This window comes from Ruegeria sp. AF3, assembly GCF_056536285.1.
Map to the genome: position 1 here is coordinate 1,097,210 of NZ_JBQFJM010000001.1, position 14,142 is coordinate 1,111,351.

The 14,142-nt window shown below is 56.0% G+C and carries 14 protein-coding genes; 8 read left to right on the forward strand and 6 right to left on the reverse strand.

Going from position 1 to position 14,142, the window contains the following annotated elements; translation table 11 throughout:
- Nucleotides 1-43: 43 nt before the first annotated feature.
- The 7 genes from ACR3FC_RS05465 (at nt 44) to ACR3FC_RS05495 (ending at nt 6,064) form a co-directional block, all read left to right on the forward strand.
- Nucleotides 44-532: an acyloxyacyl hydrolase gene (locus tag ACR3FC_RS05465; RefSeq protein WP_480473775.1), complete on the forward strand. Its 489-nt coding sequence runs from the start codon at nt 44-46 to the stop codon at nt 530-532.
- 79 nt (nt 533-611) lie between these two features.
- Nucleotides 612-1,403, forward strand: a complete 792-nt coding sequence (gene trpA / locus ACR3FC_RS05470) for a tryptophan synthase subunit alpha (RefSeq protein WP_480473776.1) — start codon at nt 612-614, stop codon at nt 1,401-1,403.
- A gap of 145 nt (nt 1,404-1,548) precedes the next feature.
- Nucleotides 1,549-2,715, forward strand: a complete 1,167-nt coding sequence (locus ACR3FC_RS05475) for an alpha-hydroxy acid oxidase (RefSeq protein WP_480473777.1) — start codon at nt 1,549-1,551, stop codon at nt 2,713-2,715.
- A gap of 247 nt (nt 2,716-2,962) precedes the next feature.
- The gene (locus ACR3FC_RS05480) at nt 2,963-3,610 is read left to right on the forward strand and encodes a 50S ribosomal protein L25/general stress protein Ctc (protein WP_480473778.1); all 648 of its coding nucleotides are present in this window, start codon (nt 2,963-2,965) and stop codon (nt 3,608-3,610) included.
- A gap of 142 nt (nt 3,611-3,752) precedes the next feature.
- Nucleotides 3,753-4,433: an aminoacyl-tRNA hydrolase gene (gene pth, locus ACR3FC_RS05485; RefSeq protein ID WP_480476815.1), complete on the forward strand. Its 681-nt coding sequence runs from the start codon at nt 3,753-3,755 to the stop codon at nt 4,431-4,433.
- A gap of 83 nt (nt 4,434-4,516) precedes the next feature.
- The gene (locus tag ACR3FC_RS05490) at nt 4,517-5,680 is read left to right on the forward strand and encodes a serine hydrolase domain-containing protein (protein ID WP_480473779.1); all 1,164 of its coding nucleotides are present in this window, start codon (nt 4,517-4,519) and stop codon (nt 5,678-5,680) included.
- Between the two features lie 9 nt (nt 5,681-5,689).
- On the forward strand, nt 5,690-6,064 hold the full coding sequence (locus tag ACR3FC_RS05495) for a DUF2237 family protein (protein WP_480473780.1): 375 nt from the start codon (nt 5,690-5,692) through the stop codon (nt 6,062-6,064).
- Nucleotides 6,065-6,092: 28 nt separating this feature from the next.
- Here the strand turns inward: ACR3FC_RS05495 and ACR3FC_RS05500 are convergent, their stop codons facing one another.
- The 6 genes from ACR3FC_RS05500 to rpsA all read right to left on the reverse strand — a co-directional run bounded on the left by ACR3FC_RS05500 (nt 6,093) and on the right by rpsA (nt 13,025).
- Nucleotides 6,093-7,496 carry an Ig-like domain-containing protein gene (locus tag ACR3FC_RS05500; RefSeq protein ID WP_480473781.1) on the reverse strand — a complete coding sequence of 468 codons (1,404 nt, stop codon included), beginning with the start codon at nt 7,494-7,496 and terminating at the stop codon, nt 6,093-6,095.
- A gap of 943 nt (nt 7,497-8,439) precedes the next feature.
- Nucleotides 8,440-9,687 (reverse strand): tryptophan synthase subunit beta, encoded by a 1,248-nt coding sequence (trpB, locus tag ACR3FC_RS05505; protein WP_480473782.1) that lies wholly within the window; start codon nt 9,685-9,687, stop codon nt 8,440-8,442.
- A 98-nt stretch (nt 9,688-9,785) separates the two neighbouring features.
- Complete coding sequence (locus ACR3FC_RS05510) at nt 9,786-10,430, reverse strand: phosphoribosylanthranilate isomerase (protein ID WP_480473783.1); 645 nt, start codon at nt 10,428-10,430, stop codon at nt 9,786-9,788.
- A gap of 5 nt (nt 10,431-10,435) precedes the next feature.
- A complete protein-coding gene (locus ACR3FC_RS05515) occupies nt 10,436-10,786 on the reverse strand; it encodes a lipopolysaccharide assembly protein LapA domain-containing protein (RefSeq protein WP_480476817.1) in 351 nt (116 codons plus the stop codon).
- Between the two features lie 7 nt (nt 10,787-10,793).
- On the reverse strand, nt 10,794-11,078 hold the full coding sequence (gene ihfB / locus ACR3FC_RS05520) for an integration host factor subunit beta (RefSeq protein ID WP_050603110.1): 285 nt from the start codon (nt 11,076-11,078) through the stop codon (nt 10,794-10,796).
- Between the two features lie 270 nt (nt 11,079-11,348).
- Nucleotides 11,349-13,025 (reverse strand): 30S ribosomal protein S1, encoded by a 1,677-nt coding sequence (gene rpsA, locus ACR3FC_RS05525; protein ID WP_480473784.1) that lies wholly within the window; start codon nt 13,023-13,025, stop codon nt 11,349-11,351.
- A gap of 629 nt (nt 13,026-13,654) precedes the next feature.
- Here rpsA and ACR3FC_RS05530 point away from each other — a divergent pair.
- A complete protein-coding gene (locus ACR3FC_RS05530; RefSeq protein WP_480473785.1) occupies nt 13,655-14,131 on the forward strand; it encodes a YHS domain-containing (seleno)protein in 477 nt (158 codons plus the stop codon).
- Nucleotides 14,132-14,142 lie beyond the last annotated feature (11 nt).

The following is a 14,142-nucleotide window of genomic DNA, read 5'->3' on the forward strand; positions in this document are numbered from 1 at the left end:
TACCAGTTAATAGCGCACGATCACTTTTTGTTGGCGGACACAGATGAAACACTTTTTTCTTGCAACCGTACTGGCGGCAACGGCCTGCGCGTCAGCCCAGGCCCAGACCGTTGTTTTTGGTGCCGGATACGCGGACTATTCTGAAGACACATCTGAGGATCAGGGTCTGATCTCGATCGAATACCACCACACGCCATTTCATCAGGCCACGCGGTTTCGCGCCGGTTTGGGCGCGGCCCTAACCGTAGATGAGGATGGGGACACGCATATCGGCGCGGGCCTGATCGGGCAGTATGCGCTAAGCGATCGCTGGTTCGTGGAAGGCAGCGTGATGCCTGGGTATTATAACGCCAACAACGACCTGAATGATCTGGGGGGCGATTTCCAGATTCGCAGCCTTTTGGGACTTGGCTATAACCTGAACAATGGCAATAGCGTATCTGTCGCACTTACCCATAAATCCAACGCCAGCACAAATGACGAGAACCCGGGCGTGAATGCCCTGCTGGTACGCTATCATCTGGGCTTCTGATCCATTCCTGTCTGGGCGGGATTGATTTTCGGTCAAAGTTTCTGCACATCAGGTCGAAACCCGAGTGCAAGGACATCCGATGACCCGTATCGACGCCAAGTTCGCCGCCCTGAAAGCCGAAGGCAAAAAAGCCTTTGTCGCCTATGTCATGGCCGGAGATCCCGACTATGACACTTCGCTTGAAGTGGTCAAAGGCCTGCCTGGTGCTGGCGTGGATGTTATCGAGCTGGGCCTGCCCTTTACCGACCCGATGGCCGACGGCCCTACTATTCAGGCCGCAGGCCAACGTGCGCTTGAGCGGGGCATGACCTTGCAACGCACATTGGATCTGGCACGAACGTTTCGGGAAACGGACGATACAACCCCCATTGTCCTGATGGGGTATTACAACCCGATCTACAGCCGGGGTGTCGACGCGTTTCTGGCCGATGCAAAAGCGGCAGGGATTGACGGTTTGATCGTGGTGGACCTCCCCCCCGAAGAGGACGCAGAACTCTGCCTGCCCGCGCAAGCGGCAGGTCTGAATTTTATTCGCCTTGCGACCCCCACTACGGATGACAAACGCCTGCCACGCGTTCTGCAAAACACTTCGGGCTTTGTGTATTATGTCTCGATCACCGGGATTACTGGCGCAGCCGAGGCAGAGGCAACAGATGTTGGCCCCGAGGTTGCTCGCATCAAGGCCGCGACCGATCTGCCGGTGATCGTGGGGTTCGGGATCAACACGCCTGAGAAATCGCGCAAAATTGCCTCGGTGTCGGATGGCGCGGTGGTCGGGTCAGCGATCGTCAGCCAGATCGGCGCAGGTAAACCTGTGGCCGAAGTGCTGACCTTTGTGAAATCTCTTTCGGATGGCGCGCACAGCGCCTGATTTCGCAGGCAACATGCGAGAATTGTGACCCGTCGCGGATACCGCGGCGGGTTTTTTGTGTTCCTTCACTGTGACGTCAAGACATTGCAGCCTTGGGAATGAATTGGTAAGGAAAACTAACCAAAGTGAGCGGAGCCCTGTTTTCATGCCTGTGATCACCAATATCGAAGACCTCAAACGCATATATGAACGCCGCGTGCCCCGTATGTTCTATGACTACGCCGAAAGCGGCAGCTGGACAGAACAGACCTTTCGCGAAAACACGACCGATTTTGAAAAAATACGCCTTCGCCAAAGGGTTGCGGTCGATATGTCCGGTCGGTCGACATCTTCGCAAATGATTGGCGAAGACGTTTCAATGCCCGTGGCGCTTGCCCCGGTCGGATTGACGGGGATGCAACATGCAGACGGAGAGATGAAGGCCGCCAAAGCCGCCGAGGAATTTGGTGTACCCTTTACGCTGTCCACCATGTCCATCAACTCGATCGAAGATGTGGCCGGGTATACCGACAAGCCCTTCTGGTTTCAGCTATATACGATGAAGGACACGGACTACATCAACCGGCTGATCCAGCGGGCAAAAGACGCAAGATGCTCCGCGCTGGTGATTACACTCGACCTGCAAATTCTGGGCCAACGGCACAAAGATCTGAAAAACGGTCTGTCGGCCCCGCCCAAACTGACGGCAAAAACCATCGCCAACCTGATGACCAAATGGGCCTGGGGCATTGAAATGCTGCGGGCCCAGCGTCGCGAGTTCGGCAACATCGTGGGGCATGTGCATGGTATTTCGGACGCATCGTCATTGGGGGCCTGGACCGCAGAACAGTTCGACCCCAGCCTGGACTGGTCCAAGGTTGAAAAACTGATGGAGCAATGGGGCGGGAAAGTGATCCTCAAGGGCATCCTTGATGCGGAGGACGCAAGGATGGCCGCCAAGCTGGGTGCCGATGCGATTGTCGTGTCAAACCATGGTGGGCGTCAACTTGACGGCGCGCTAAGCTCAATTCGTGTCCTGCCCGAGATCATGGATGCGGTCGGTGGCGATATCGAGGTGCATCTGGACAGCGGCATCCGGTCCGGGCAAGACGTGCTCAAAGCCTTGGCGCTTGGGGCAAAAGGGACCTATGTTGGCCGCGCGTTTGTGTATGGTCTGGGTGCCATGGGTCAGAAAGGTGTCACCACGGCGCTTGAGCTGATCCAGAGGGAGCTTGACACCACAATGGCGCTTTGTGGTGAGAAAAACGTGGCCGCGTTGGGGCGTCACAATCTGCTGATACCCGAAAACTTTGGGGGCCGCTGGCAAGCGTAACCGGTCAATCAGGGGGGCTCTGCCCCCGACGCCCGTTCCGGGCGCCTCCCCCGGGATATTTTTGGCCAGATGAAGCTGGGGATTCTTCAGCCGTCCACCAGATCGACACTCCAGGATAGGCGGTGGAACCCAGCTGAACGCATGGCAAGATTACCTCTTTCCAAATCGGGTGAATCAAGCTAAGGACGCGGCTTCACGCGGGTATACAGCCTTGGAGGATGCCCGCCCTAACATTGGAGAATATATCATGGCTGGTGAGATTCCTGATCTCGTAGCTCTGGAACGGACGGGGACAGGCAAGGGCGCCGCTCGTCAGGCACGCCGCGACGGCATGGTTCCGGGCATCGTATTTGGTGGTGACAAAGATCCGTTGCCAATCCAGATCCCGTTCAACGTCCTGTTCAAGCGCCTGAAAGCGGGCCGGTTCAAGTCGACCTTGTGGAACCTGAAAGTTGAAGGCCACGATGACGTGCGCGTCATCTGCCGCGACGTTCAGCGTGATGTAGTCAAAGACCTGCCGACCCATCTGGACCTGATGCGCCTGCGCCGGACCACCAAGATCGCGTTGTTCATCCCCGTTGAGTTCATCAATGAAGGGGTGGCCCCTGGCATCAAAAAGGGTGGCGTTCTGACCGTTGTCCGCCCGGAAGTCGAACTGATCTGCACCGCCGGTGACATTCCTGAAAAGATCACTGTTGATCTGACCGGTCTGAACATCAATGACGTCGTGACCATTTCGTCGGTTGAACTGCCTGAGGGCACCAAACCGACCATCGATCGTGACTTTGTGATTGCCAACATCTCGGCGCCGACTGGTCTGTCCACCAGCGACGACGATGAAGATGGTGAAGTTGCAGCCGATGAAGTCGAAGTTGTCAGAAAAGAAGAAGAATAAGTCTGGAACAATGTTTCCGACTTTGAAGCGGGGCTCGGGTGAGCCCCGTTTTTTTTACGGGTTCAGTCATCAGGCCTGACTGGATTTCCTGACGATTTCCGGGCATGAAATGGCTTTGGAGCTACAGAGGCAAAACGGAAACATGAAGCTGTTTGTTGGATTGGGAAACCCGGGCCAGAAATATGCCCGGAACCGGCACAATATCGGGTTCATGGCCCTGGACCGGATCGCAGAGGATCACGGGTTTGGCCCCTGGAAATCGAAGTTTCAGGGCGAGATTTCGGAAGGTCGACTTGGCACCGAGAAAGTCCTGCTGTTGAAACCGCAAACCTACATGAACCGTTCGGGTCAATCCGTCGGCGAGGCGATGCGGTTTTACAAGCTCGACTCCACCGACGTTGTTGTGTTCCATGACGAGCTGGACCTTGCTCCGGGCAAGCTACGTGTCAAGGCAGGGGGCGGGCACGCCGGGCACAACGGTCTGCGCTCGATCCATGAGCATATCGGGGCGGCTTATGATCGCGTGCGCCTTGGGATCGGGCATCCGGGCCGCAAGGAAATGGTGTCGGGATATGTCCTGAACGACTTTGCAAAATCCGAAGCCGAATGGCTGGACGACGTTCTTCGGGGTGTTTCGGACGGAGCACCCTACCTGGCACAGGACGAGGGCGGCAAGTTCATGAATGCGGTTGCATTGCGAACTGCCCCGCCGCGATCATCAAAAACCGCTGCCCCAAAAACCGACACACCTTCAATAGCCGCACCCGACGCCGCGGACGACGACCGATCGGCGATGCAGAAGCTTTTGGACAAATTCAGGTAGCACGTCGGCCTCTTTCCGTTACGTAGAGGTTGCGGAATGTGATCTCCCGCGTTCCAATACCGCTCAACTAGGGAGGCAATGCGATGAAATCCATCTTGAAGTGGGTGCTGCGCATCGTGCTGGCGCTGGTTCTGGCCGCCACTGCCGTCGGGCTGTGGAAACGCGAAGAGTTGCAGCGCCTTTTAGCCGTAAACTCTTTATTTTCTGAAGAGAAGATCGTTCACAATTTCTCGCACATGGACGAAGCTTTTCTAACCGTGAACCTGCCGCGTGGCGACGCACCTACCTGGGACCTGCCTTATGGCGAAGGGTTCGAGCTGCCGGAGGGAACCGACAGCTGGATCGATGAACGCGCGGTCACGTCGTTGCTGGTTATGCAGGACGGCAAAATCAGGTTCGAGGAATATTATCTTGGAACCGGGTCTGATGACCGGAGGATTTCCTGGTCGGTCGCCAAAAGCTATCTTTCGGCGCTTTTCGGTATCCTGCTGCAAGAGGGTGCAATCGGGTCGTTGGATGACCCGGTTGTCAAATATGCGCCCAAACTGAAGGGCAGCGCGTATGAGGCTGCATCGATCCGCAACGTGCTGAACATGGCAAGCGGCGTGACGTTTGATGAAGATTATCTCGACCCAAATTCCGACATCAATCGGATGGGGCGTGTGGTTGCGCTGGGTGGTGAGTTGGACGATTTCGCAGCCTCGCTGCGGGACAGCTTTGCGACGCCGGGTGAAACCTGGCAATACGTGTCGATCGACACCCATGTTCTGGGCATGGTGATACGCGGTGCGACCGGGCGGAACGTGGCAGACCTTCTGACGGAAAAGATACTTCAACCGTTGGGGCTGGAGCGGGACGGATACTACATCACTGATGGTGCAGGGGTCGCTTTTGTTTTGGGTGGCCTCAACTTCACCACGCGTGATTTCGCCCGGTTCGGACAAATGATCCTTCAGGACGGCATCGCGAACGGAAAGCAACTGGTTCCTGCCGAATGGATTTTCGAAGCCACCCAACCCAGCGCACCGACCGCACAAGGAGAGATCGGGTACGGGTATCAATGGTGGATTCCCCGCGGCGCACATGAAGGAGAGTTTCTGGCCCGCGGTGTCTATGGTCAGTACATCTATTTCAACCAGCCCAGGGGCGTTCTAATTGTGACAACTGGTGCAGACAGGCTGTTCCGTGAACCCAGCGTAAATGATCTTAACATCGAAATGTTCCGCAAGATTGCGGAAAGTCTGTAAGATGCCATTATGCAGAAACAAGACAGTGTAAATGTACTGGGTGGCTTTTTGGCCCCTTGCTCTCGCGACCCTTTGACAGGGTTTTTCCGGGATGGCGCGTGCAATACCTGCGCCGAGGATCAGGGTAGTCACACAGTCTGCGCCGTGATGACAGCCGAATTTCTGGCGTTCTCAAAATATGTGGGTAATGATCTGAGCACGGCACGGCCCGAATTCGGCTTTCCCGGCCTTCGCCCAGGTGACAGCTGGTGTTTATGTGCAAGCCGGTTTTTGCAAGCTCATGACGAAGGATGTGCGCCACAGGTTCATCTGGAGGCGACACATCAACGCGCGCTTGAAATCGTACCGCTCGACATTCTGCTCCAAAACAAGGCGAAGACCTGACGGACTCCCAAAATAGCACACGGCGGATTCAGAATGCCATTTGCCAGATCAGGCTGACACTGTAGTTTTCAAATCCGCTTTCACCGATACCATCATAGAACAGATTTGCGGCCAGAAGGCTGTCGTTTTCCAGTCGGTAGTCAAAACCCAGATCAGCGCGTGCACGTGCCGTATCCCCTATCGGTGTCACGCCAGGAACAGTGCCTGTGCCGGATGTTGTGCTCCAAATACCAGATAGACCACCGGTCAGCATCATCTGACCGCGCGACACTTGGATTGGATGGCTGAAATCCATGCCCAACCGTGCGGTGGTCAGGCTGAAATCCTGCTGCGGAATCAGGTTGCCCAGACTATCAGTATAAGTCTCCTGATTGTCGCTGGCATAGCTGATGTCCAGCAACGGCATAAGCGTCAGGTTCCCGCGCTTCATCTCTCCGGTTACGCGCGACTGGATCAGCCAGCGCTCGCTATCGAAACTGTCGGTATAGGTGCCCAGCGGGGAAATATCGTTATCGGCCTGACCGTACAGAACGCGCCCCTCGAAAAACACCGGCTGGCTGGGCAGTTTGGCGACGACATAAGGTCCGACCAGCCACCCTGTGCCATCCACGCTGGCCGGGCCGTTTTCGGTTTCGGCATAGTCGATCTGCAACATGGCGCCGATCAGAAGGTTCGAGTTCACCCAGCCATGCGCCCCCACCACGGCCAAGGCATAAGAACTGTCGTAATCGTTTTGCGAGCTCCAGTTACCGGACAGATTGAACCAGACCGGTTGGGTTGGATCACTTGCAAATTTCAGATACCCCGATCCTTGCGTCACTGATGAGTCCAACGCACCTGATCCCGATTGCTGAAGAAACTGCGTCAGCTCTGGCTGATTGGTCACAAGGCTGTTGGCCCGGGCGTTCTGAAAGGCCTGCACCAGTCGCTGTGTATCCGTTACGCCCTGTTGTGTGCTGACCCTGTTGGATGCAAGATTCAGGTTCCCGGCGGCATCAGAAAAAACGCCAGCGGGAATAAACAGCTCAATTGTACCGTTATTTTGCGCAGTCAACGTTGCGACATAATTGGTTCCGGACCCTGTCAGGGTGGCTGAAGCATTGGTAACCGACAAGTCGCCCACTGTGAAATCTGTGCTGGGTTCACTAAGTGTGATCACCGCTTGGAACGTACCGTTGCCGATTGTTGTCAGTGCACCGATTGAGGCCGTCGGCTGCGTCGTGTCGGCCAAAGTCCGCGTGTTGATATACTGGGTATTCGTGGCGCCGGACAGCGCAAATTCGTATCGGTACAGCGGCCCTCCAACCGTTTCCTGCGCGGTAAACACAACACCCATATAACTATCTGAAGTATAGGTCGAATCCGCCCCATTCTGGCTAATAATTGTTGGATTGATCCAACCAAGCCCAGTCAACGCAGCTGGGGTGATCACAGGCAACGCCGTAGAAACAGATCCTAAGCTGTAATACGTACCCCCAGGGACAAATCCCCCGACTGAAACGAAAGCCATGGAAAGCGGTGGATTATTGTTAAACACTATACTGCCACCACCAGGTGTGGGGTCATTCTGTGTAATGAAATAGGTACCAAGGGCGGCAACCTGTTTAGTACCCCCCATCAAAAGCGCGGAAACCAGAAGACAGAGACATGACAGCCTCGTGATTGCGGACCAAACCATATTACCTCCTACAGCACCGCGTGGGTGCCAAACACCAGAGTGCCCGGGGTCAAAATCACATCCCAAGCAGCGTCTTCCTTGCCCCGTCTTCGCAGAGACATCCCCAGAACCGGCGGCAAATCGCCGGTTAATGAGAAGTTAATTCAATTGGAAGACGCTGTATAGAACGCTGCGGGATTCAACTGGGGCGTGCGGACTACACAGTGTTGTTGGAACAACCGGGTTTTGACCTGAACCAACTCTCAGACAGCTTGAAACACCCATTTTTTACTGTGTCGTCGCGTGGAGAAAGAACCGTGAGGCAAGCAGCGCTGGAAATTCGCCTGCAAAGACAGAAGGGACATAATCGCTGACAGTTCAGCAGTTTTGCAACAGTATGGCTCCAGTTGCTACACTGATCACCATTTGGAAACCTTCAAGCACAAGTTGAACAGGGCGATATCGCTTGTGGACGATTCTTTGCACGGGCTCCACCGGGTCCAAAAGGATCGCTTGCGAGGGCGAGCACGCGTGAAAAAACGGAGGCCATGCCAGGGCAGGAACAACATCCGGCTGCGCCCGGCAAAACAGCAATCAGATTCGAAAGCCATTTCAAAGGGGCATTACAATCACGGGTGGACCGAAGGGTTTTCCCCGCTGCTTGTTCGATCAAGATTGTCAACCGGGGCATATAGCCCCGGTGCGGTCCTGGTTGAAATCACCCTGCAGTGCGGCCTTCGGTGTCGGACATGTCGAAGTTCAGGTATTTTGCGACGGTCTGAACATCCTTGTCACCGCGTCCGCACATATTCATGCAGATCAGGTGGTCCTTGGGCAACTCGGGCGCGATCTTCATGACATGCGCCAGGGCGTGACTGGGTTCCAGCGCCGGAATGATACCCTCGGTGGCACAGCACAGCTGGAATGCCTCAAGCGCTTCCTTGTCGGTAATCGAGACGTAAGTCGCGCGACCGACCTCATGCAACCAGGAATGCTCGGGGCCGATACCCGGATAGTCCAGACCGGCCGAGATCGAATAGCCTTCCAGAATCTGCCCGTCATCATCCTGCAACAGATAGGTCCGGTTGCCATGCAGCACGCCCGGGCGACCGCCTGTCAGCGAGGCACAATGCTCCATCTTTTCGTTCACACCTTTACCGCCAGCCTCAACACCGATGATGTTGACGGCCTTGTCATCAAGGAAAGGATAGAACAGGCCCATCGCATTCGAGCCGCCACCGATAGCCGCAATGATCGTATCGGGAAGACGGCCTTCGGCCTTCATCATCTGCTCTTTGGCTTCCTTGCCAATGATCGACTGGAAATCACGCACCATCGCCGGGTATGGGTGCGGACCGGCCACTGTTCCGATGCAGTAGAACGTATCGCGCACATTGGTCACCCAGTCGCGCAGCGCGTCATTCATCGCGTCCTTCAGCGTACCACGACCCGAAGTAACCGGGATCACCTCGGCCCCCAGCAAGCGCATACGAAACACGTTCGGGGCCTGACGTTGCACGTCATGGGCACCCATATAAACGATGCATTTCAGACCAAATTTCGCACAGACCGTGGCTGTCGCGACACCGTGCTGCCCTGCCCCGGTCTCGGCAATGATCCGGGTCTTGCCCATGCGTCGCGCCAGAATGATCTGGCCCAGCACGTTGTTGATCTTGTGTGCGCCGGTGTGGTTCAGCTCATCGCGTTTCAGATAGATCTTCGCCCCGCCCAGATGCTCGGTCAGGCGTTCCGCAAAATACAGAGGCGAGGGGCGGCCCACATAGTTGGCCCACAGATCATCCATCTCGGCCCAGAAGGTCGGATCATCCTTGGCTTTGTTGTATTCCTCTTCCAGTGACAGGATCAGCGGCATCAGCGTTTCGCTGACAAAACGCCCGCCGAATATGCCAAAGCGCCCTTGCTCGTCAGGGCCGGACATGAAGGAATTGAAAAGATCGTTGGCCATGGGTGTCTCCCTCGTCGTACCTGACTGTCATAGGTGGTCGTCGCGGGATTTGCCATGGCAAAACGCACCATATTGCCCCCTTGCAGAGGCAAACAAAATCAGCGCGTCGCGTCGATAAATGCCTGTATCAGTCCAGCGTCCTTTACGCCCGGCGCGCTTTCAACACCTGACGCCACATCGACTTGCCGCGCACCCGTCATGCGGATCGCCTCAGCGACATTGTCCGGGTTGAGACCACCGGACAACATCCACGGCCTGCGCCAGTATTTGCGACCTGCCAGCAGCCGCCAGTCAAAAGGAAGACCGTTGCCGCCGGGAAGTTCCGAATTCTTCGGCGGCTTTGCATCGATCAGAAGCTGGTCTGCAACTTCGGAATACAGATCAATCGCTGCCAAGTCCTCGGCCTCCGCCACACCGATCGCCTTGATGACGGGCAGGCCATAGCGCTGCTTGACCTCTGCCACACGCTCGGGGCACTCTCCGCCGTGAAGCTGCAACATATCCAGCGGAACCCCAGCGACAATCTCATCAAGCTGCGCGTCCGAGAAATTCACGGCCAGAGCGACCTTGGCAACGCCGACTGGTACTTCGGCGGCCAACGCCGCGGCTTGCGGTATTGGTGCGTAACGGGGCGATTTGGGAAAAAAGTTGAACCCGACATAGCGTGCGCCGGCTTCAACCGCAGCGCGCACATGTTCTGATGCGGTCAAACCGCAGATTTTAACGGATACATCGGTAGACATAAGCCTCAGCTGGCCTCGTCGAGTAGGGCCAGAATATCATCCTTACCCTCGTTCTGCTTTTTCTTGAGCTTCTTGACTTCGCGTTCAAGCTTGCGGACCTCGCCTTTTTTCACGGTCGCATCGCGGCGGTGTTTATGCTCCCGCAGCCATTCCCACATGAAACCGATGATCAAACCGGCGACAACGCCACCGAGAACGACCAGAAAAAGCGGTAAAGAGGTACTGACGTTAAAGCCCAGAAGCTCGGCCAGAGCATCGGGCATCAGTCTCAGTTCAACAGACTGAACATTCGCCAGAGACACGGAAATCAGAACGATCCCGAGAGTCCCAAGAAAAGCATATCGAAGGTAACGCATCATGAGGTCAGGCTTTACCGTTCAAACGATCCCTGAGCAACTTGCCAGTTTTGAAAAATGGTACACATTTTTCCTCGACCTGAACGGTTTCACCGGTACGGGGGTTGCGCCCTACGCGGGCATCCCGCTTTTTCACCGAAAACGCGCCAAAGCCACGCAGTTCGACCCGGTCGCCGCGCGCCATGGCATCGGTGACTTCTTCGAACACGGTGTTCACAATCCGCTCGACATCACGCTGATAGAGATGCGGGTTTTCGTCAGCGATTTTCTGAATCAGTTCTGAACGGATCATTCGAGATACCCTCCCAGGCAGCCGGTGTGACAGGTCTACTGTTTTGACAGTATAGGAAAAAACCCAGAACGGGGGAACGGATACTCTGCGTGTTGAGGCCTTATTTTGCCATATTCTCACGCGAAATTTTGCCCGACAGGCCGATTTACACACTTCAAGCGCGAACATTATCGAGTTTTAGCAGTGTGTTTGGAACATGTTGATTCGCAACAAAAACGGCCCCACACTTCCATGCGAGGCCGTAAATCATGCTTGGGATGCGCCCCGGGCTTAGTCGCCCGACTTCAGCGCTGCACCCAGAATGTCGCCCAGCGACGCGCCCGAGTCGGAAGAACCGTACTGTTCCACAGCTTCTTTCTCTTCTGCGATCTCGCGTGCCTTGATCGACAGGCCCAGACGGCGGGTCTTGCTGTCAACGTTGGTTACGCGGACATCAACCTTGTCACCGACCGAAAAACGCTCGGGGCGCTGTTCGGAACGGTCACGCGACAGATCGGAACGGCGGATGAACGACTTCATGCCTTCGTACTCGACCTCGATGCCGCCATCTTCGATTGCGGTCACTTCTACAGTGATGACCGAGCCACGCTTCACGCCGCCAACGGCTTCTGCGAACTTGTCACCACCCAGAGCTTTGATCGACAGCGAGATACGCTCTTTTTCGACATCCACTTCCGAGACAACGGCCGAAACCATGTCGCCTTTGCGGTAGTTCTGGATTGCATCCTCGCCACGTTCGTCCCAGGACAGGTCCGACAGGTGAACCATGCCGTCGATGTCGCCCTCGAGGCCAATGAACAAACCAAATTCGGTGATGTTCTTGACTTCGCCTTCGACTTCGGTGCCCTCGGGGTGTGTTTCTGCAAACACTTCCCATGGGTTGCGCTGAGTCTGCTTCAGGCCCAGAGACACGCGGCGCTTGGCGCCGTCGATTTCCAGAACCATGACGTCGACTTCCTGGCTGGTCGAGACGATCTTGCCGGGATGGACGTTTTTCTTGGTCCAGGACATCTCGGACACGTGCACCAGACCTTCGACACCGGCTTCCAGTTCGACAAATGCGCCGTAGTCGGTGATGTTGGTGACGCGACCCTGATGGACCGAGCCCAGCGGGTACTTGGCGGCAACCAGATCCCACGGATCTTCCTGAAGCTGCTTCATGCCCAGGCTGATGCGGTGAGTGTCTTTGTTGATCTTGATGACCTGAACCTTGATGGTTTCGCCGATCGTCAGGATCTCGGACGGGTGGTTTACACGACGCCATGCCATGTCAGTGACGTGCAGCAGGCCATCAACGCCGCCCAGGTCAACAAATGCACCGTATTCGGTGATGTTCTTGACCACGCCCTCGACGTTCTGACCTTCTGTCAGGTTGCCGATGACTTCGGCGCGCTGTTCGGCACGCGATTCTTCCAGGATTGCGCGGCGCGACACAACGATGTTGCCACGGCGGCGGTCCATTTTCAGAATCTGGAACGGCTGCTTCAGACCCATCAGCGGGCCTGCGTCGCGTACGGGGCGTACGTCAACCTGCGAACCAGGCAGGAATGCAACTGCGCCACCCAGATCGACGGTGAAGCCACCTTTGACGCGGCCAAAGATTGCTCCATCGACACGCTGGTCGTCGGCATATGCTTTTTCCAGACGATCCCATGCCTCTTCGCGGCGGGCCATCTCGCGCGAGATGACGGCTTCGCCACGGGCGTTTTCTGCGGCACGCAGGTAAACTTCGACCTCGTCGCCGACAGCGATTTCAGGGGCTTCGCCGGGATTTGCGAATTCTTTCAGATCAACGCGGCCTTCCATTTTATAGCCGACGTCGATGATGGCTTGACCGGCTTCAATCGCCAGGATCTTGCCTTTGACAACAGAACCCTCTTCGGGCGTGTCCATTTCGAAGCTTTCGTTCAGGAGGGCTTCGAATTCCTCCATGGATGTGTTAGCCATGTGGCGTTCATTTCCTTTACAGTACGTTTTTGCTGGCCGAGCGGTTGTCTCCGCCGGTCTTGTTTCATGACGTCTTCAGGCGTGATCCGGTGCGCCCCGAGCAAACAAACACAAAGGGCCGAGGTAACCCGGCCCTGCTCAGAAACGTCATCCGGACGTTGACCGCCCTTGTATCGACAGCGCGCGTATAGGCTGAATCTTGAACCGGTGCAAGTGCAAAGCCTATGGTGCGAGGTAGCGCGTGCAGGAACTCCTGCCTAGCGCTGATCCCCAATGCGATATGGCAACCTGAATGATAGCAGGTTCTGACTGAAAAAGACTGCATGGTCCGCGGCAGGTTCTTGCCCGAAGGAATCTTGGTACTGGGGACCGAACCACGCGGCTAAGCCTCAGCATGCAACGCAAAGGTAATATGTCTCAACTTTTCGCGCGTCACGCGGCGCCCGGCTTCCTGCGTCACAGGATGGATGGTGGAGATTTGGAGAGTGAACGCCAACCATTCGACTGTTTGTACGATCTGCAAGATTTGGTGACGTATCTGAGATTAAACGTTCCGTATCCTTTCCCTAATTTAGCTTTATCGGTCGACAAAGAGGTCGACCAGAAACCAGAACCAAAAGGAAAATATTATGAAATCTCTCATCTTTGCCGCCATGGCGACTGCAATTGCCCTGTCCACCCCGGCCTTTGCCGCTGACGAAATCAACGTGTCCAACGGCATTTCAGCCGCTGGTGCGCCACTGGCCGCACATGGCGTTGATCTGGTTGCATTGGTCAATGATGGCAACCCGGTCGAAGGCTTCGCCACTCACTCGTCAACTTATGACGGAGCCTCCTATTATTTCACGTCCGCCGCGAACCGTGAAGCGTTCGAGGCAAACCCTGCTGCATACCTGCCGCAGCATGGTGGCTTCTGTTCATTCGGCGTATCGGTCGGCAAGAAGTTTGACGGTGACCCGGATCAATACCTTGTCGCAGACGGAAAACTGTTTCTGTTCCTGAACGCGGAAACCCGGGCAGCCTTTTTGAAGGACGTTGTCGCCACCGCAAAGACGGCGGATGACCAATGGGCGAATATCAAAACCGTCGCCGTGGGCGAGCTGTAAGACCCGCCCCG

Excerpts from the sequence above, each read along its gene's own strand:
- ACR3FC_RS05465 (WP_480473775.1), top strand. The coding sequence starts at position 44 with ATGAAACACTTTTTTCTTGCAACCGTACTGGCGGCAACGGCCTGCGCG.
- trpA (WP_480473776.1), top strand. The coding sequence starts at position 612 with ATGACCCGTATCGACGCCAAGTTCGCCGCCCTGAAAGCCGAAGGCAAA.
- ACR3FC_RS05475 (WP_480473777.1), top strand. The coding sequence starts at position 1,549 with ATGCCTGTGATCACCAATATCGAAGACCTCAAACGCATATATGAACGC.
- ACR3FC_RS05480 (WP_480473778.1), top strand. The coding sequence starts at position 2,963 with ATGGCTGGTGAGATTCCTGATCTCGTAGCTCTGGAACGGACGGGGACA.
- pth (WP_480476815.1), top strand. The coding sequence starts at position 3,753 with ATGAAGCTGTTTGTTGGATTGGGAAACCCGGGCCAGAAATATGCCCGG.
- ACR3FC_RS05490 (WP_480473779.1), top strand. The coding sequence starts at position 4,517 with ATGAAATCCATCTTGAAGTGGGTGCTGCGCATCGTGCTGGCGCTGGTT.
- ACR3FC_RS05495 (WP_480473780.1), top strand. The coding sequence starts at position 5,690 with ATGCAGAAACAAGACAGTGTAAATGTACTGGGTGGCTTTTTGGCCCCT.
- trpB (WP_480473782.1), bottom strand. The coding sequence starts at position 9,687 with ATGGCCAACGATCTTTTCAATTCCTTCATGTCCGGCCCTGACGAGCAA.
- ACR3FC_RS05510 (WP_480473783.1), bottom strand. The coding sequence starts at position 10,430 with ATGTCTACCGATGTATCCGTTAAAATCTGCGGTTTGACCGCATCAGAA.
- ACR3FC_RS05515 (WP_480476817.1), bottom strand. The coding sequence starts at position 10,786 with ATGCGTTACCTTCGATATGCTTTTCTTGGGACTCTCGGGATCGTTCTG.
- ihfB (WP_050603110.1), bottom strand. The coding sequence starts at position 11,078 with ATGATCCGTTCAGAACTGATTCAGAAAATCGCTGACGAAAACCCGCAT.
- rpsA (WP_480473784.1), bottom strand. The coding sequence starts at position 13,025 with ATGGCTAACACATCCATGGAGGAATTCGAAGCCCTCCTGAACGAAAGC.
- ACR3FC_RS05530 (WP_480473785.1), top strand. The coding sequence starts at position 13,655 with ATGAAATCTCTCATCTTTGCCGCCATGGCGACTGCAATTGCCCTGTCC.